Consider the following 16832-nt stretch of genomic DNA (forward strand, 5'->3'; position numbering starts at 1 on the left):
AAACGACGAGAGCAGTGATGAACGAGATTACTCCCTTTGACGGCGATATGCCCCCTCTGGCGCCGATGCCGGAACCCGCCGCGCCGCAGAACGCAATGCCGGACAATGAGCTGCCGCATTCGGTCGAGGCGGAACAGCAGCTGCTGGGGGCGATCCTGACCAACAACGAGGTCTACGACAAGATCGCGCTGATCATCGACTCGTCGCATTTCTATGATCCGGTGCATGCCCGGATCTATGAGGTGGCCGCAGCGCGGATTTCCAAGAACGCGCTGGCCTCGCCGGTGACGCTGAAGGCGTTTCTGGAAGACCACGAGGGGCTGAAAGAGCTGGGCGGGCCGGCCTATCTGGCCAAGCTTGCCGGCGCGTCGATCTCGGCCTTTGCGGTGCGGGACTATGCGCAGATGATCTACGACCTGGCGATCCGGCGCGAGCTGATCGCCCTGGGCCAGAGCATTGCAGAAAAGGCGCGCCGCGTTGACGTGGCATCAGAACCTAAAGAGCAGATCGTCGAGGCGGAGCAGTCGCTGTATCAGCTGGCCGAACAGGGCCAGACGGAAAGCGGTTTCAAGTCGTTCCTGAAAGCCGTCACAGAAGCGGTTAATGTGACCAACGAGGCATATCAGCGGGGTGGCGGCATGGCCGGCATCTCGACGGGCCTGATGGACCTCGACAAGCAACTTGGCGGCCTGCATCCCTCGGACCTTCTGATCCTCGCGGGCCGCCCCTCTATGGGGAAGACGTCGCTGGCGACCAACATCGCCTTCAACGTCGCCAAGGCCTATAAACGCGGGGTGAAACCCGACGGCAGCGAAGGCGCGCTGGACGGCGGCGTGGTCGGGTTCTTCAGCCTTGAGATGAGCGCCGAACAGCTGGCCGGGCGTATTCTGGCGGAAGCGTCGGAAATCTCCTCGCACAAGATCCGCCAGGGCGACATGACCGAGGGCGAATTCCGCCGCTTTGTGCAGGCGGCCAAGGATCTGGAAAGCTGCCCGCTGTTCATTGACGATACGCCTGCAATCCCGATTTCGCAGCTGGCCGCACGGGCGCGGCGCCTGAAGCGGACCCACGGGCTGGATCTGCTGGTGATCGACTATCTGCAGCTGTGCCGCGGCATGGCCGACAACCGGGTCAACGAGATCGCCGAAATCTCGATGGGGATGAAGGCGATTGCCAAGGAGCTGAACATCCCTGTCATCGCGCTGTCGCAGCTGTCGCGGCAGGTGGAAAACCGCGACGACAAACGGCCGCAGCTGTCGGACCTGCGGGAATCGGGCTCGATCGAGCAGGACGCCGACGTGGTGATGTTCGTGTTCCGCGAGGAATACTACAAGGAGCGGGAAAAGCCCGGCGACCACGAACTGGACAAGATGGAAGAGTGGAAGCAGGCGATGGAGCGGCTGCACGCCAAGGCCGAAGTGATCGTCGGCAAGCAGCGCCACGGCCCCATCGGCACGGTGGAGCTGTCGTTCGAGGCGCAGTTCACCCGCTTTGGCAACCTGGCGAAATCCTGGCAGCAGGGGCAGGAAGACTATTGATCCCGGCCGGTTGCGGCCGCAATCAGGATGACCGTGCCAGGGCCTGGCAGTCCGCGTGACCGTCAGCGCCCCGGCACCGGCCCGGTTCAGCCCCCCCCGCTGGACCGGGCTTATTTGTTCCCCGGCGGCGGAGCTCTGCCGCCATTCCGGTATTTCCCACTTGACCTGCGCGTGCCCCGTGTCATGAACACCGCATGAGCACGGCAAGATTGACAATCAACCTGGATGCGCTGGTCACCAACTGGCGGAATCTGGATGCGCTGACCGGCTGCGAAACCGCAGCCGTGGTCAAAGCGAATGGATACGGCCTGGATGCGGGCCGCGTCGGCAAGGCGCTGGCCAGGGCCGGTGCGCGCAACTTCTTTGTGGCGGCGGCGGAAGAAGGCGGCGCGCTGCGGCGTGCGCTGGGGCCGGGCCCCGGCATCTCGGTGTTCTCCGGCCATATGGAAGGCGACACCAAACTGCTGAAGGATTTCCAGCTGACGCCGATGCTGAACTCGCTGGACCAGATGCTGCGCCATTTCGAGGCTTTGCCGGGGCACCCGTTCGGGGTGCAGCTGGACAGCGGCATGAACCGGCTGGGGATGGAGCACGGCGAATGGGCGGCCGTGGCTGAAATCGCCCTGGGCCAGAACCCGGTGCTGCTGATGTCGCATCTGGCCTGCGCCGATGAGCCGTCGCACGCGATGAACGCCCGTCAATTGCAGAGTTTCCGCGATATGACCGACGGGCTGGAGATTCCGCGCTCGCTGGCGGCGACCGGGGGCATGCTGCTGGGGCCGGATTATCATTTTGATCTCTGCCGGCCCGGTATCGGGATTTACGGCGGATTGCCGTTCCAGGACGCGCTGCCGGTGGTGCAGCTGGACCTGCCGGTGATTCAGCTGCGCGATCTGGAACCGGGCGAGACTGCCGGTTACGGCAACACCTGGACCGCCAAACGCCCCAGCCGCATTGCCACGGTGGCCGCGGGCTATGCCGACGGCCTGCACCGGGCGATGGGCAACGGCGGCATCCAGGTCTTTGCAGGCCGCACCCCCTGCCCCGTCGTGGGCCGGGTCTCGATGGATCTGATCACCGTGGATGTGACGGATCTGGCTGAGGTGCCGGAGACGCTGGCGATTCTCAATGAACAGCAGACCGTCGATGCGCTGGCCGATGCGGCCGGCACCATCGGCTATGAGATCCTGACCTCAACCGGCCACCGCTACGCCCGGACCTACCAGGGATGAACCCGGTTGCCGTCCTGGCCCGGCTGGGCCGCACCGCTTTGGCCGGGCTGGCGGCTGTCGGCCGCGCGGCGCTGTTTGCGCTGCGGGCCTTCAGCCATATGGTCCGCCCGCCCTATTACCCGCGTGAATTCCTGCATGCGCTGCTGAACATCGGCTGGCTGTCGCTGCCGGTTGTGGGGCTGACCGCGATCTTCACCGGCGGCGCGCTGGCGCTGCAGATTTATGCCGGCGGCGCCCGTTTCAACGCCGAGGCCGTGGTGCCGCAGATCGTTGCCATCGGCATGGTGCGCGAATTGGGCCCGGTGCTGGTCGGGCTGATGATTGCGGCGCGGGTGACGTCGTCGATTGCGGCGGAAATCGCCACCATGAAAGTGACCGAGCAGATCGACGCGCTGGTCACGCTGTCGACCCATCCGATGAAATACCTGGTCGCACCCCGCGTGCTGGCGGCGCTGATCACCGTGCCGGTGCTGGTCGGTGTCGGCGACATCATCGGCATCATGGGCGGTTATACCGTGGCGGTGCAGAACCTTGGCTTCAATGCTGCGGCCTACCTGAAGAACACAGTCGACTTCCTGGAACCGCTGGACATCGTCTCGTCGCTGACCAAAGGCGCCGCCTTTGGCACCATCGCGGCGATGATGGGCTGCTATTACGGCATGCAATCGGGCCGCGGCGCGCAGGGTGTTGGCCGCGCCACCAAAGGCTCGGTGGAATCCGCCGCGGTGCTGATCCTGGCCGCCAATTTCGTTCTGACGGGGGTGTTTTTCTCGCTATGATCCGCATGGAAAACGTCCACAAGGCCTTTGGCGACAACGCTGTGCTGAACGGCCTGAACCTGGAAATCCCCAAGGGCACCTCGATGGTGATCATCGGCGGCTCCGGCACCGGCAAATCGGTGGCGCTGAAAAGCGTGCTGGGCCTGATCACCCCGGACAGCGGCGAGATCTATGTCGATGGTAGGCCGTCCGGGTCGGGCGACCGCGACAAGTTCCTGGCGCGGTTCGGCATGCTGTTTCAGGGCGGCGCGCTGTTTGACAGCCTGCCGGTCTGGCAGAATGTGGCCTTCCGCCTGCTGCGCGGCGCCTTGAAGCGCCCGGCTGAGGAAGCGCGCGGGATCGCCATTGAAAAACTGCGCCGGGTGGGCCTGAAGGCGAATGTCGCCGACCTCCTGCCTGCGGAGCTGTCCGGCGGCATGCAGAAACGGGTGGGGCTGGCCCGGGCGATTGCAGCGGAGCCCGAGATCATCTTTTTCGACGAGCCGACGACGGGTCTGGACCCGATCATGTCCGGCGTGATCAACGACCTGATCCGCGAGATCGTGGTGGAAATGGGCGCCACCGCGATGACCATCACCCACGACATGACCTCGGTCCGCGCGATTGCCGACAATGTGGCGATGCTGCACGGCGGGGTGATCCAATGGACCGGCCCGGTGGCCGACATGGATGCTTCGGGCGATCCCTATCTGGACCAGTTCATCCACGGCCGCGCGGAGGGGCCGATCGAGGCGGTGCGGTAGGCCGCTGATTCCCTCACCTTTGCCGAAATACTCCCGCCGGAGGCATCCGGCATGAGGCCATCGCCCGCCTATGCGGGCGGGGTGGAGCTGGCCGGGCCGCAGGCGTCCCGGCTGATGAAGTTTGCAACGTTTTCCCCTTCCCTATTGGCGGAGAAACGCACAAGCCTTGACTGACCCGTAAACACGAGCTGCCATGATCCTCCGCCTCCTCACCCTGTCGCTGCTGATCCTTTACCCCGTCGCCTGGTTTGCGCCCTTGATGCGGGCGGGGCTGCTGCCGGTTTTCGGCCTCAGCGAAATCTCGGTCTTGACCGGGCTGCAATCCTTATGGGGCAGCGACGCGGTGCTGGCGCTGATCGTGACGTTTTTTGCGATCTTCGCCCCCTACCTTAAAACCATCGGGCTGGCGCTGGTGCAGTGGGATCTGCTCGATGCCAAGGTCCAGCCGGTGCTGCATGTGCTGGGCAAGCTGGCGATGGCCGATGTTTTCCTCATCGCGCTCTACATCACGCTGGCCAAGGGGATCGGCCTTGCGACCATCGAAACGGCCTGGGGCCTGTACCTGTTCACGGCCTGTATCGCGGCTTCGCTGGTGCTGGGATTGCTGACTGAACGCACTGCAAAGATTGGGAAAACACCGGAGTGAAAGCTTGATCCGGCGCTGAACCGCTCCATTTTGTAAGGCCGAACACCTGTATCGCAGGGGTCCGGCACGCTGCGCCCGGCTGACGGGCGTCCCCCGCAGCCCGCCTGCCCTGCATCTGTTGCATTGCTGCTGGAGGGGGACCTATGTCCGGCGTTCAATCGATCCTGTTCACTGCCCAGACCGCATTCATGCGGCTGACGTTCCTGCTGATCTGCGGCGGCGCGCTGGCGGCGCTGGCGGCCACCGGGCTGTCGGCCGCGGGCATCTGGCCCTGGCTGAGCCTGCAGGCCGGGCTCGGCGCCGATATCTATCCGCAGGCGGGGATGGCGGCGCAGATCACCCTGACGGCGCTGGCGGTGATGCTGGCCTTTTTCCTGCCTGCCAGCGGCCGCATCCTGGCGCTGGAAACCTCGCACCGGCGGTTTTCCCTGCAGATGGACGATGTGCTGCAGGCCTATCAGCTGGCCCATGCCGCCGACCGTGCCGGGATCTTTACCCTGGCCTCCGAATTCGACGCGGTGAAGGAGCGGCTGGCCTTTTTGCGGTCGCACCCGGATCTGGCCGGGCTGGAGCCGCAGGTGCTGGAAGTGGCGTCGCAGATGAGCCAGGTCAGCCATGAGCTGGCAGAGACCTATTCCGACGCCAAAGTATCCCGCGCCCGGCAGTTTCTGCAGCAGCGGCAGGAGGAGCTGGAGACCTTCAAGGCGCGGCTGGAGGATGCCCAGATCATCATGCATGAGCTGCGCCAATGGACCCGCGATGTGGAGATCGAAGAAAGCATCGCCAAATCGCATCTGGGGCGGCTGCGCGGCGAGCTGTTCGAATTGCTGCCGGAACTGTCGGCGCAGTTGCAGAACCCGCCGGACGGGACTGATCCGCAACCCGGCAGCGTGGTGCCGATTCAGCCGCCCCGCCGCGCGGATTGATACCCGGAGCGCGCGGCAGAGTCTCGCGTCCGCCGCGGCAACCTGCCCCAGGGGCGTGTCCCGGTTCGCAGCCCCTTGAACAAAACGGAAACGTCTGCCACTGATCTGGCATGGCTAAAACATCTTTCTCCTGCTCGGCCTGCGGTGCGAGCTTCTCCAAATGGTCGGGCCGCTGCGAGGGCTGCGGCGAATGGAACACGATTTCCGAGGACAAGGGGCTGAGCTCCGGCCCCTCGAAAAAGTCGCTGGGCATCAAACGCGGGCGCACCATCCCGCTGACCGATCTGGCAACACGGGAAACCCCGCCGCCGCGCAGCTGCTGCGGCGTGGGGGAGCTGGACCGGGTGCTGGGCGGCGGGCTGGTTGCGGCCTCGGCCATTCTGGTGGGCGGTGATCCCGGCATCGGCAAATCCACCCTTTTGCTGCAGGCGGCAGCGCGGTTTGCCCAGTCCGGGGTCAAGACCATCTATGTCAGCGGCGAAGAGGCGTCAGCCCAGGTCAGGATGCGGGCGCAGCGGCTGGGGCTGGCGGATGCGCCGGTGCAGCTGGCGGCGGAAACCAACCTGCGCGATATCCTGACCACGCTGGAAGCAGAGAGGCCGCAGCTGGCGATTATCGATTCCATCCAGACCATGTGGGCCGATCACGTGGACAGCGCGCCGGGATCGGTCAGCCAGGTGCGCGCGGCGGCGCATGAGCTGACAACCTTTGCCAAGCGCAACGGGGTGTCGATCATCATGGTCGGCCATGTCACCAAGGACGGCCAGATTGCCGGCCCCCGGGTGGTCGAGCATATGGTCGACACAGTGCTCTATTTCGAGGGTGAGCGCGGCCATCAGTTCCGCATCCTGCGGGCGGTCAAGAACCGATTTGGCCCGGCGGATGAGATCGGCGTGTTCGAGATGACCGGCGGCGGGCTGGCCGAAGTCATCAACCCCTCGGCCCTGTTCCTGTCCGAACGCGGCGAACCTTCGCCCGGGTCGGTGGTGTTTGCCGGCATCGAGGGCACCCGCCCGGTGCTGGTCGAAATGCAGGCGCTGATCGCGCCCTCGCCGCATTCGCAGCCGCGCCGGGCTGTGGTCGGCTGGGATTCATCCCGGCTGGCGATGATCCTGGCGGTTTTGGAGGCGCGCTGCGGCATTCCGTTTGCCGGATTGGATGTCTATCTGAACGTGGCCGGCGGCATGAAGATTTCGGAACCTGCGGCAGATCTTGCGGTGGCTGCGGCGCTGCTGAGTGCGCGCGAAGACGTGGCTTTGCCCGCCGATACGGTGGTTTTCGGAGAAATTTCACTATCCGGGGCGCTCCGGCCTGCGCCGCAGACCGAAAACCGGTTGAAAGAGGCGCAAAAACTTGGTTTCACGGCGGCAATTGCCCCTGGCGGCAGCAAAACCGTGCCGGTGACCGGCCTGAACTTGAGAAAGTCCAGCGATCTGGCGGGTTTTGTTGGCGAATTCTTCGGGGCCGGCTAAGGTCGCAAAAAATTTGATATCGCAGGCAAACGGGCGAGGGACATGGAAGGTTTCACAATCATCGACGGGGTCGTGGCCCTGGTCATTGTCGTATCGGCGCTGCTGGCCTATTCACGCGGCTTCGTGCGCGAGGCGATGGCCATCGCAGGCTGGATCGCCGCGGGCGTGCTCGCCTTTATCTTTGCACCGCAGGTCGAACCCCTGATGGCAGAAATCCCGGTGATCGGCGAATTCATCGCCGACAGCTGCGAATTGTCGATCATCGCGGCCTTTGCCGCAGTGTTCGCACTGGCGCTGATCGTGGTCTCGTTTTTCACGCCGCTGTTTTCCACCCTGGTGCAGCGTTCCGCGCTTGGCGGGCTGGACCAGGGCACGGGTTTCTTCTTTGGCGTCTTGCGCGGCATTCTTTTGGTGGCAATCGCCTTCTTCCTCTACAATGTCGTGATGACCGGGCAGAGCTTTACAATCGTTGACGAAAGCCGCTCGGCCGCAGTGTTTGAGCGCCTGATCGGCAAGATTGAGGAGCGCAACCCGGAGCAGGCATTGGGCTGGGTCACCACGCAATATGAAGCGCTGATCGGCTCCTGCGGCCAGTAATACCTAAGGATTACCACCTTAAGCCGGACACACGGGCGCCCGCTGGGCGCCCGTTTTGCTTTGAATTCAAAGCGTTCACACAGTTATCCACAGGCAGCAGCGCCCGATGGTTAACGAGGTAAATATTAGTTAACACTTTGTTAACCATATAGAATCACGTGAAGAGCGGCGCATATCCGGATCGTCAAACTTGCGGTAAATCTTAACAAATCCTCAGCCTGCGCCGTCAAAGGGTTAACAATCCCCCTGAAAACGCGGTTTTTGTCCCGGAAAAATCGCACCATCCCGAAATGGGACGCAAGCCCGCCCCAATTTGGTCCCAATTCGGGGGCCTGATGGCTTCAACGGCAAAACGCCGGGCTAAGACGCTCAGAAGGGACATGAACATGCAGCTGGATCACACCACAGATTTCGCCGACTGCCAGCCGGTTGATGTGCTGCTGCTGACCGATCCCCTGCCGCAGAGCCTGAAGGCCGCCCCGGCTGCAAAACGCGCCCGTGTCCGCAGCGGCGGCTTTCTGCCCGCGACCCTGGTGGAGACCGAAGAAGGCTTTAAGCAGGCCCGCGACGTGAAACCCGGCGACATGGTGTTCACCTTTGACGGCGGCGCCCAGGAAGTGAAGGCGGTGCGCCACGCGGTGCCGCGTCTGACCACATGCCTGCATGTCCCGGCCGGGGCTTTGGGCAACGACACCGACCTGATGCTGCCTTCGGACCAGAAAGTGGCACTGGAGATGGACACCGCCGAGCGCCTGTTCGGCCTGCCGGTTGTTGTCGCCAAGCTGATTGCGCTGACCGGCTACAAGGGCATTTCCGCCGCCGCGCCGGAACGCCTGGGCCGCATCCATTTCGAATTTGAAGAAGAAGAGCTGGTTTGGGCCGAAAGCGGCATGCTGATGCCCGCAGGCGATGTGGCTGAAGACTCGGCCTTTCATCAACTGTCGCTGACCGAAACCCGCCAGGTTCTGGCCAGCGATGAAGGCCGTGCCCTGGCCGCAACCGGCATGGGCGACACCGACGCCCGCCTGCCCAGCCCGCTGGACAACCTGCTGGACCGCATTCTGGCGGCCTGATCCCCGGCCCCGTAAACCAAACCATCCCTCCCCCCCTGGCCCGCCACTGTGCGGGCCTTTTCTTTGCCAGACCGCCCGTTTGCAACGCGGGAGACCCGCTCCCTGACGTTTGCAACAGAACTGTCCGGAAATTTTCTAGCGATTTCAGAACGCATGTTCCGGATGCAGGCGTGTTCGGGGAAAAAGTTGCCCGGAAAACAGTTGTGTGCCAGCATCAGACACAGGCGCAGAACACACAACAGACCGCTTGGCGCCCGGTTCCAGGGAGGATTTAACGATGAACTTGCGGCCCGACCCCACATTTCATGCCACCCCCAAGCTCGCCATGGAAGCCCCGGCCGAGACGCTGGCTTTCACCCTGATGCTCAGCCCTGATGGCTCGCAGCCCGACGGGCTGGCGGTTGTCGATGTGGATCCGAATTCGGACAGCTACGGCGATATCGTGCACCAGCTGATGATGCCCAACAAGGGCGACGAATTTCATCATTTCGGCTGGAACGCCTGTTCATCGGCCCTGTCGCCGCTGACGGGGCACGCGTTTCTGGAACGGCGTTATTTGATTATTCCCGGCATCCGCTCCAGCCGGATCTACGTGATAGACGTAAAAGAGCCGCTGCAGGCGAAGATCCACAAGATCATCGAACCGGAAGAGGTCTTTGCCAAGACCGGCTATTCCCGCCCGCATACCATTCACTGCGGGCCTGAGGGTATCTATGTCTCGACCCTGGGCGGCGGCGGCGAAGACGGCACCGACGGGCCGCCGGGCATCTTCATCATGGATTGCGAGACCTTCGACATTCTGGGCCGCTATGAAATGGACCGGGGCGCGCAGGACAAGCATTATGATTTCTGGTGGAATCTGCCGCGCGATTACATGGTCAGCTCGGAATGGGGCCTGCCGCCGCAGTTTGAAAACGGCATCGTGGCCGAGGATCTGCTGAGCAACAAATACGGCCATTCAATCCATTTCTGGAACCTGCGCGAGCGCAAGAATGTGCAGACCATCGACCTGGGCGAAAACCACCAGATGGCGCTGGAGATCCGGCCCGCGCATGATCCCTCCAAAGACTACGGGTTTTGCGGCGTGGTGGTGGATACCACCAACCTGCAGGGCGCGATCTTTACCTGGTGGCAGAAGGATGACGGCACATTCGAGGCCAGGAAAACCCTCACCATCGACCCGCGCCCGGAGAAGCCGGAAAACCTGCCGCCGCTGCTGCAGGGGTTCGAGGCGGTGCCGCCGTTGGTCACCGACATCGACCTGAGCCTGGACGACAAATACCTGTATGTGGCCTGCTGGGGGCTGGGTGAAATGCATCAGTATGATGTTTCTGACCCTATGAACCCCAAGCTGGCGGGCAAGGTTGAACTGGGCGGGATTGCCCGCGGCGCCAAGCACCCCAACGGCAAGGATTTTGCCTATGGCCCGCAGATGGTCGAGATCAGCCGCGACGGCAAGCGGGTCTATTGGACCAACTCGCTCTATTCCACTTGGGACGACCAGTTCTATCCGGGCGGCGAAGGCGGCCAGATGGTGATGGCCAAGGTGGGCGAAAACGGCGGGCTGGAACTGGACAAGGATTTCTTTGTCGAATTCCCCAAAGGCTACCGCAGCCACCAGATCCGGCTGGAAGGGGGCGACTGCTCCACCGACAGTTTCTGCTATCCCTCCGTCTGACGGGTGGCGGAACTCTCAACGGCGGCGGCCCTGTGGTGGGCCGTCGTTGCGTCGGGGATCTATCACGGGGTGAACCCGGGGATGGGCTGGCCGCTGGCGGTCTCCTCGGCGCTGATGGAGCGGCGCAGGACCAGCCTGTTCAAGGCGCTGCTGGCGCTGGCCTTTGGCCATCTGCTGGCAATGGCTGCGATCCTGCTGCCGTTTTCGGCACTGTTGTGGCTGACGGAATGGCATGCGGAAATCCGCATCGGCGCGGCTTGCCTGGTGATTGCGCTGGGGGTGTATCTGCTGATCAACCGCCGTCATCCGCGCTTTCTGGCGCGGGTGCCGCCGTCGCGGCTGGCGCTGTGGTCGTTCCTTGCCGCCATGGCGCATGGCGCGGGGCTGATGCTGGTGCCGGTCTATCTGGGCCTTTGCGGCCCGGACCAAGGCGCAGGCCACGCCGCCGCCTATACGCTGATGGGGCGCAATGCCGGCATCGCCGTAACTGTGGCGCTGGCCCATACCCTTGCCATGACCGCAGCCGGCGGGGTGCTGGCGCTTGGCGTTTATCATTGGCTGGGGCTGAGGTTCCTGTCCAAGAGCTGGTTCAATCTGGATCTGGTCTGGGCGCTGAGCCTTGTTCTGGTGGGTGTTATTTCGCTGCTGACGCTGCATTGATGCCGCCGTGCGGACCATCCTTCCCCGCCCCGTTGCCGCAGTGCGGCATCGGATCTGTGATCCTGTGATGACAGCCGCGGCGAAAGGCACTATGTGAGGGCCGGAACAGGAATCGGATTCGGAGCCATACCGCCTTGCTGCTGCAGACGCTGCCCGCCTGCCCTTGCGGACCTGACCTGACGCGCTGCGCGCCGGGTGCCGGCGGCGCATTCGGCGCTCAGGCTCAGGCCGGCTTGCCGGTACGGTCCTTTGGCGCAGCCCGGGCAGCCGGATTGGCGCGCAGCAGGCATAATGCGCTAGACTGCCATCCGAACCGCTTCCATCAGCAACCGAACAGCAAAGCCTAAGTGGGATTGGAGCCAGCCAATGTGCGGGATTTTGGGGATCGCAAGCCGGGACACGGATGTCTTTGCGGAGATTTATGACGGGCTCTTGATGCTGCAGCACCGCGGCCAGGACGCCTCGGGGATTGTGACCTACACCGGCGAGTTCTTCCGCGAGCGCAAGGAAAACGGTCTGGTCAAGGATGTGTTCGGCCCGCAGGATGCCGACACCCTGACCGGCAAGACCGGCATCGGCCATGTCCGCTATCCCACCGCGGGTTCGCTGAGTGCGGCCGAAGCGCAGCCGTTTTTTGTGAACGCGCCCTATGGCATCTATCTGGTGCACAACGGCAATATCACCAATACCGCCGAGCAGCGCGAAAAGGTGACCGGCAAATACAGCCGCCATCTGCGCACCACCTCCGATTCCGAAATCATGCTGAACGTGCTGGCCGACAAGGTGGCTGACGCGATCAAGGTCAATGGCAATGCCGAGCCGGTCCGCAATATCTTTGCCGGTGTGAAGATGACGATGGAGCGGATCCAAGGCGCCTATTCGGTGCTGTGCATGATCGCCGGTGTCGGCATGCTGGCGTTCCGCGATCCCAACGGCATCCGCCCGCTGTCCGTGGGCAAGCGCCCGGCAGAAAGCGGCGGCGAGGATTTCTGCTTTGCCTCCGAAGACGTGGCCTTTGGCATCAACGGCTTTGAAAAGCTCCGTGATGTGAAGCCCGGCGAGGCCATTCTGGTTGATCTGGACGGCAATATGCATACCTTCCAGGCGGTCGAGGGCAAGCTGACCCCCTGCATTTTTGAATATGTCTACCTGGCGCGGCCCGATTCCATGATGGACGGGGTGTCGGTCTACAAGACCCAGCTGCGCATGGGCCAGGCGCTGGCCAGGCAGATCCAGGAGGCAGGGCTGGAAATCGACAGCATCATCCCGGTGCCTGATTCGGCCCGTCCCGTGGCGCTGGAAGTCGCCAACTCCACCGGCATCCGTTACCGCGAAGGGCTGGTGAAGAACCGCTATGTGGGCCGGACCTTTATCATGCCGGGCCAGGCGGAACGTCAGAAATCGGTGCGCCGCAAGCTGAACGCCATCCCGCTGGAATTCAAGGGCCGCAACGTGCTGCTGATCGACGATTCGATCGTGCGCGGCAACACGATTAAAAAGATCGTGCAAATGTGCCGCGATGCAGGCGCCAAGAAGGTCTATATCGCCTCTGCCTCGCCGCCGGTGAAATACCCGAACGTCTATGGCATCGACATGCCGACCAAGCACGAGCTGATCGCAAACGGCCTCAGCATCGAGGAAATCCGCGAGGAGCTGGGGGCGGATGCGCTGTTCTATCAGAAGCTCGAAGACCTGATCTGGGCGGCGCAGGAAGGCAACCCGGACATTCAAGGCTTTGATTGCTCCTGCTTTGACGGCAACTATGTCACCGGCGTCACCGCTGAATATCTGGACGCGCTTGAAGGCAGCAGCCGGGTCAGCGCCAAGATTCAGGACATGCCGGCCCCCGGTGCCTCCTGGAACGCTTCGAAACTGGCCACCGGCTGAGGCAGCCGCCCCCGCGATCCATGGGGGTTTGATATTCCGGCTGCATCCGCGTATGAGAGCTGCCAACAGTGCATGGGGAGGCGCTGGCCGTGACGGCCCGCGCCTTTTCCTATGCTTTCAGATGAAAGGCCGCCTTTTGGACGCGCATCTTGCCCGCATGCTGATCTCCCCGCGCCAGTGCCGCTGCTGCGGCGCCACATTTGCGCAATTGCTGAGCCTCAGCTGCGACCGGCCCGATATCTGCTCCGAGGACATGGAGGTGGAGGACAACTCTGCCGTCCTGGCCACCCGCGGCGACATCCTGACGGATGATTTCTGCCGCTTGGGCGAGCTGCGCTTTATCCGCGCGGTGCTGGCGGTGCCTTTGGCAAACAGCCGCGGCGAGGAGTTCATCCTGGGCACCTGGGCCAGCCTCAGCCGCGATGATTTCGACGCCTATCTCGACCTCTTCGAAATGCGCGAGACGGAAAAGCTGGGCGACCGCCCGGCCTGGCTGGCCAATGCGATCCCGCCGGATATGGCGGTGCCTGCGGGCTGCATGCTGGAGATGCGCCCCGGCGGTGAGTATCCTGAGCTGAGGGTCACCGAGCAGAACCATCCGCTTTATCCGCTGCAAAAGGACGGAGCCGAGCTGGAGGAGCTGCTGGAGCTGCTCTATGCCTATGGCCACGACCTGCCGTCGCTGGTTTATGACGCCTGAGCGGGTACTGCGGCAGCCGGTCTCGCGGTCCCGTTGCGGCCGTCCGCGGCTTCCCGCCGATCCAGGTGCCGCCGCACCGGATGCGGCTTGATACGCAGCCTGCGGCAGCCCAGATACGTCCGGATTAATGAGGAACGGACGGTATGTCGAACACAGAGATTGAGACCGGCACCCCTGCCAAGGTGGCCGGGCTTGCGACCCAGACCAATGCAATGAACCGCGGCAACCTGAGCCTGCTGGGCCTGTACGGTCCCGAGGACAGCATGACTGCGCTGATCCGGCTGCCGTCGGGCCGCACCCGCAAAGTATCGCGCGGCAGCCGCCTGTCATCGGGCCAGGTGGTGGCAATTGACGCCAAGGGGCTGATCCTGAATTCCAGAGGCGAAAGCAAGCGTCTGATGATGCCGGGCAGCTGAACCGTCCGGACCCGCGCGGCCGTGCGGTTTTTTTTCGTGAAAAGCTGCGGGAGTTTCCATCAAAACCCCTGCGCGTCCCAGGGCTGAATTCAGCACCTCTTGACCTGCCCGCGCCCGCGGCCCATGAAGGCGGCCATGACAGACAAAATCGCTCTCATCACCGGCGCATCGCGCGGCCTTGGCAACGCCCTGGCCGAAGCGCTTGCGCCCACCCATCACATTGTCGCCGTTGCCCGCACCACCGGCGCGCTGGAAGAGCTGGATGACCGCATCAAGGCCGCGGGCGGCTCTGCCACCCTGGCGCCGATGGACATCACCGTTCCGGAGGCGATGGCGACGCTCTGCCGCGGCATCCACGACCGCTGGGGCAAGCTGGACCTGTGGCTGCATACTGCAATCCACGCCACCGCCCTGTGCCCGGCGCCGTCGGTTGCCCCCAAGGACTGGACCAAGGCCGTGGCCATCAACGCCACTGCGACCTCGGTGCTGATCCCCTATGTGGCGCCCTTGCTGGGCCAGTCGGGCCGCGCGGTGTTCTTTGACGACGCCAAGGCAGGCGAGAAGTTCTATGGCACCTATGGCGCCACCAAGGCGGCGCAGATGGCGCTGGCCCGCAGCTGGCAGGCCGAGGCCGAACGCACCGGCCCGCAGGTGCGGATCCTGGACCCGCAGCCGATGGCCACCGCCCTGCGCGCCCGCTTCCACCCGGGCGAGGACCGCAGCGCCCTCGCCGCCATTCAGGACGAAGCCGCCCGCCTGCTGCCGCAGATCCTCGCGGACTGACGCCTGCCGCCGTCCCGCGCCGTGCGCGGCGCCCGGCCCAACGCCTGGAACGGCATCTGTGATGCCGGCCCGGGGGGCGGGAGCGCACCCCTCCGCCCGGCCTGTTGCCTCCCTGCCCCGCTTTGCGGCTGATCCTGCTTCGATCCGCGAAAACCTTGCCCCCTAACGGTGCAGGTCCTATTCAATCGAAAACCCGGTTGAACACGGCAGGCAGACACCCCATGCGCATACTGATCACCAATGACGACGGCATCAGCGCCGAAGGACTGACCATTCTCGGCGCCATCGCCCATGAGGTCGCAGGCCCCGGCGGCGAGGTCTGGACCGTGGCCCCGGCGTTTGAACAATCCGGCGTCGGCCATTGCATCAGCTACACCCGCCCCACCATGCTGAGCCAGCTGGGCGAACGCCGCTTTGCCGCCGAAGGCTCGCCCGCAGACTGCGTGCTGGCGGGGCTGCATGTGGTGATGCAGGGCGCCAAGCCCGATCTGGTGCTGTCGGGCGTGAACCGCGGCAACAACTCAGCCGAAAACGCGCTCTATTCCGGCACTCTTGGCGGCGCCATGGAGGCCGCGCTGCAGGGAATCCCGGCGATGGCGCTGTCGCAGTATTACGGGCCTGCCAACCGCGGGACCGCCAACCCGTTCGAGGCCGCCGCCGTGCATGGCGCGGCGCTGGTCAACAAGATCCTGGCCGCCCAGCCGCAGGACCAGCAGGACTACCGGCTGTTTTACAATATCAACTTCCCGCCGGTCCCTGCGGCGGACGTCAAGGGCACCCGCGTCGCCACCCAAGGGTACCGCCGCGGCAGCCATTTTTCGGCCGAGGAACAGCTGTCGCCGACCGGGCGGCGCTACCTGTGGATCCGCGGCGGCAATCAGCAGGTGGAGACCGCTGCAGGATCAGACGCCGCGGTGAACCTGGACGGCTATATCTCTGTCACCCCGATGCGCGCCGACCTGACCGCGCGCGATGCACTGGATGCGCTGAAGGCGATTGAAAGAACCTGCGCATGAGCGGACCCGATCCGGAAACCAAGATGCAGTTCCTGTACTCCGTGCGCTCGCGCGGGGTGACGGACCAGAAGGTGCTGGAGGCGATCGAAGCCATCGACCGCGGCATGTTCGTGCGCGGCATCTTCACCGACCGCGCCTATGAGGACGTGCCGCTGCCGATTGCCTGCGGCCAGACCATCTCGCAGCCCTCCGTTGTCGGGATGATGACCCAGGCGCTGGAAATCAGCCCGCGCGACACGGTTCTGGAGGTCGGCACCGGCTCCGGCTACCAGGCGGCGGTGCTGTCGAAACTGGCGCGCCGGGTCTATACCATCGACCGCCACGCAAGGCTGGTGCGCGAGGCGCGGGCGGTGTTCGAGCAGCTGCAGCTGGCCAATGTGACCTCGCTGGTCGGCGACGGCAGCCACGGCCTGAACGAACAGGCGCCGTTTGACCGGATCATCGTGACCGCCGCCGCCGAAGATCCGCCAAGCCCCCTGCTTGCGCAGCTCAAGACCGGCGGCATCATGGTGCTGCCGGTGGGGCAGTCCGACCATGTGCAGACGCTGATCCGGGTGCGGAAAACCGAAGACGGGCTGGACTATGACGAGCTGCGCCCGGTGCGGTTTGTGCCGCTGCTTGAGGGATTGGGCAAGGACACGTAAACTGCCGGCGGATTTCAGCCGCCGCCCGGACGGCATGAGCTA

17 protein-coding genes are annotated in these 16832 nt (G+C 64.1%); all 17 read left to right on the forward strand.

All coding sequences use genetic code 11. From position 1 onward, the window contains the following. Positions 1 to 17: 17 nt before the first annotated feature. The 17 genes from METH_RS11265 to METH_RS11345 all read left to right on the forward strand — a co-directional run bounded on the left by METH_RS11265 (position 18) and on the right by METH_RS11345 (position 16790). Positions 18 to 1538 (forward strand): replicative DNA helicase, encoded by a 1521-nt coding sequence (locus METH_RS11265; RefSeq protein WP_024090596.1) that lies wholly within the window; start codon positions 18 to 20, stop codon positions 1536 to 1538. Positions 1539 to 1732: 194 nt separating this feature from the next. Further along, positions 1733 to 2770, forward strand: a complete 1038-nt coding sequence (gene alr, locus METH_RS11270) for an alanine racemase (RefSeq protein WP_024090597.1) — start codon at positions 1733 to 1735, stop codon at positions 2768 to 2770. Further along, positions 2767 to 3549, forward strand: a complete 783-nt coding sequence (locus METH_RS11275; RefSeq protein ID WP_024090598.1) for an MlaE family ABC transporter permease — start codon at positions 2767 to 2769, stop codon at positions 3547 to 3549. The genes alr and METH_RS11275 overlap by 4 nt, the downstream gene beginning before the upstream one ends. Then, positions 3546 to 4292 carry an ABC transporter ATP-binding protein gene (locus METH_RS11280; protein ID WP_024090599.1) on the forward strand — a complete coding sequence of 249 codons (747 nt, stop codon included), beginning with the start codon at positions 3546 to 3548 and terminating at the stop codon, positions 4290 to 4292. The genes METH_RS11275 and METH_RS11280 overlap by 4 nt, the downstream gene beginning before the upstream one ends. A gap of 193 nt (positions 4293 to 4485) precedes the next feature. Next, positions 4486 to 4938: a paraquat-inducible protein A gene (locus METH_RS11285; protein WP_024090600.1), complete on the forward strand. Its 453-nt coding sequence runs from the start codon at positions 4486 to 4488 to the stop codon at positions 4936 to 4938. A 143-nt stretch (positions 4939 to 5081) separates the two neighbouring features. Beyond that, positions 5082 to 5864, forward strand: a complete 783-nt coding sequence (locus tag METH_RS11290) for a BAR domain-containing protein (RefSeq protein ID WP_024090601.1) — start codon at positions 5082 to 5084, stop codon at positions 5862 to 5864. Positions 5865 to 5974: 110 nt separating this feature from the next. Then, positions 5975 to 7336 (forward strand): DNA repair protein RadA, encoded by a 1362-nt coding sequence (radA, locus tag METH_RS11295; protein ID WP_024090602.1) that lies wholly within the window; start codon positions 5975 to 5977, stop codon positions 7334 to 7336. A gap of 42 nt (positions 7337 to 7378) precedes the next feature. After that, positions 7379 to 7933 carry a CvpA family protein gene (locus tag METH_RS11300; protein WP_024090603.1) on the forward strand — a complete coding sequence of 185 codons (555 nt, stop codon included), beginning with the start codon at positions 7379 to 7381 and terminating at the stop codon, positions 7931 to 7933. Between the two features lie 386 nt (positions 7934 to 8319). Continuing rightward, positions 8320 to 9006 (forward strand): Hint domain-containing protein, encoded by a 687-nt coding sequence (locus tag METH_RS11305; RefSeq protein ID WP_024090604.1) that lies wholly within the window; start codon positions 8320 to 8322, stop codon positions 9004 to 9006. A 277-nt stretch (positions 9007 to 9283) separates the two neighbouring features. After that, positions 9284 to 10684 carry a selenium-binding protein SBP56-related protein gene (locus tag METH_RS11310; RefSeq protein ID WP_024090605.1) on the forward strand — a complete coding sequence of 467 codons (1401 nt, stop codon included), beginning with the start codon at positions 9284 to 9286 and terminating at the stop codon, positions 10682 to 10684. Positions 10685 to 10687: 3 nt separating this feature from the next. Beyond that, positions 10688 to 11344, forward strand: a complete 657-nt coding sequence (locus tag METH_RS11315; protein ID WP_024090606.1) for a hypothetical protein — start codon at positions 10688 to 10690, stop codon at positions 11342 to 11344. A gap of 366 nt (positions 11345 to 11710) precedes the next feature. Continuing rightward, positions 11711 to 13231, forward strand: coding sequence for an amidophosphoribosyltransferase (gene purF, locus METH_RS11320; RefSeq protein ID WP_024090608.1), 1521 nt, complete (start codon positions 11711 to 11713; stop codon positions 13229 to 13231). Between the two features lie 157 nt (positions 13232 to 13388). Further along, positions 13389 to 13931 (forward strand): DUF2199 domain-containing protein, encoded by a 543-nt coding sequence (locus METH_RS11325; protein ID WP_024090609.1) that lies wholly within the window; start codon positions 13389 to 13391, stop codon positions 13929 to 13931. 143 nt (positions 13932 to 14074) lie between these two features. Continuing rightward, positions 14075 to 14347: a hypothetical protein gene (locus METH_RS11330; protein WP_024090610.1), complete on the forward strand. Its 273-nt coding sequence runs from the start codon at positions 14075 to 14077 to the stop codon at positions 14345 to 14347. A 135-nt stretch (positions 14348 to 14482) separates the two neighbouring features. Continuing rightward, on the forward strand, positions 14483 to 15130 hold the full coding sequence (locus METH_RS11335) for an SDR family NAD(P)-dependent oxidoreductase (RefSeq protein WP_024090611.1): 648 nt from the start codon (positions 14483 to 14485) through the stop codon (positions 15128 to 15130). Between the two features lie 221 nt (positions 15131 to 15351). After that, positions 15352 to 16146, forward strand: coding sequence for a 5'/3'-nucleotidase SurE (gene surE / locus METH_RS11340; protein ID WP_024090612.1), 795 nt, complete (start codon positions 15352 to 15354; stop codon positions 16144 to 16146). After that, positions 16143 to 16790, forward strand: coding sequence for a protein-L-isoaspartate(D-aspartate) O-methyltransferase (locus METH_RS11345; protein WP_024090613.1), 648 nt, complete (start codon positions 16143 to 16145; stop codon positions 16788 to 16790). Before surE ends, METH_RS11345 begins: the two co-directional genes overlap by 4 nt. The last annotated feature ends 42 nt before the right edge of the window (positions 16791 to 16832 follow it).

Source organism: Leisingera methylohalidivorans DSM 14336, assembly GCF_000511355.1.
In the GTDB taxonomy this organism is placed as follows: Bacteria; Pseudomonadota; Alphaproteobacteria; order Rhodobacterales; family Rhodobacteraceae; genus Leisingera; species Leisingera methylohalidivorans.

Coding starts and splice junctions, on each gene's coding strand:
- METH_RS11285 (WP_024090600.1), top strand. CDS start 4,486: ATGATCCTCCGCCTCCTCACCCTGTCGCTGCTGATCCTTTACCCCGTC.
- METH_RS11330 (WP_024090610.1), top strand. CDS start 14,075: ATGTCGAACACAGAGATTGAGACCGGCACCCCTGCCAAGGTGGCCGGG.
- METH_RS11305 (WP_024090604.1), top strand. CDS start 8,320: ATGCAGCTGGATCACACCACAGATTTCGCCGACTGCCAGCCGGTTGAT.
- purF (WP_024090608.1), top strand. CDS start 11,711: ATGTGCGGGATTTTGGGGATCGCAAGCCGGGACACGGATGTCTTTGCG.
- METH_RS11310 (WP_024090605.1), top strand. CDS start 9,284: ATGAACTTGCGGCCCGACCCCACATTTCATGCCACCCCCAAGCTCGCC.
- alr (WP_024090597.1), top strand. CDS start 1,733: ATGAGCACGGCAAGATTGACAATCAACCTGGATGCGCTGGTCACCAAC.
- METH_RS11275 (WP_024090598.1), top strand. CDS start 2,767: ATGAACCCGGTTGCCGTCCTGGCCCGGCTGGGCCGCACCGCTTTGGCC.
- METH_RS11325 (WP_024090609.1), top strand. CDS start 13,389: ATGCTGATCTCCCCGCGCCAGTGCCGCTGCTGCGGCGCCACATTTGCG.
- METH_RS11280 (WP_024090599.1), top strand. CDS start 3,546: ATGATCCGCATGGAAAACGTCCACAAGGCCTTTGGCGACAACGCTGTG.
- METH_RS11290 (WP_024090601.1), top strand. CDS start 5,082: ATGTCCGGCGTTCAATCGATCCTGTTCACTGCCCAGACCGCATTCATG.
- METH_RS11345 (WP_024090613.1), top strand. CDS start 16,143: ATGAGCGGACCCGATCCGGAAACCAAGATGCAGTTCCTGTACTCCGTG.
- METH_RS11265 (WP_024090596.1), top strand. CDS start 18: ATGAACGAGATTACTCCCTTTGACGGCGATATGCCCCCTCTGGCGCCG.
- METH_RS11335 (WP_024090611.1), top strand. CDS start 14,483: ATGACAGACAAAATCGCTCTCATCACCGGCGCATCGCGCGGCCTTGGC.
- METH_RS11300 (WP_024090603.1), top strand. CDS start 7,379: ATGGAAGGTTTCACAATCATCGACGGGGTCGTGGCCCTGGTCATTGTC.
- surE (WP_024090612.1), top strand. CDS start 15,352: ATGCGCATACTGATCACCAATGACGACGGCATCAGCGCCGAAGGACTG.
- radA (WP_024090602.1), top strand. CDS start 5,975: ATGGCTAAAACATCTTTCTCCTGCTCGGCCTGCGGTGCGAGCTTCTCC.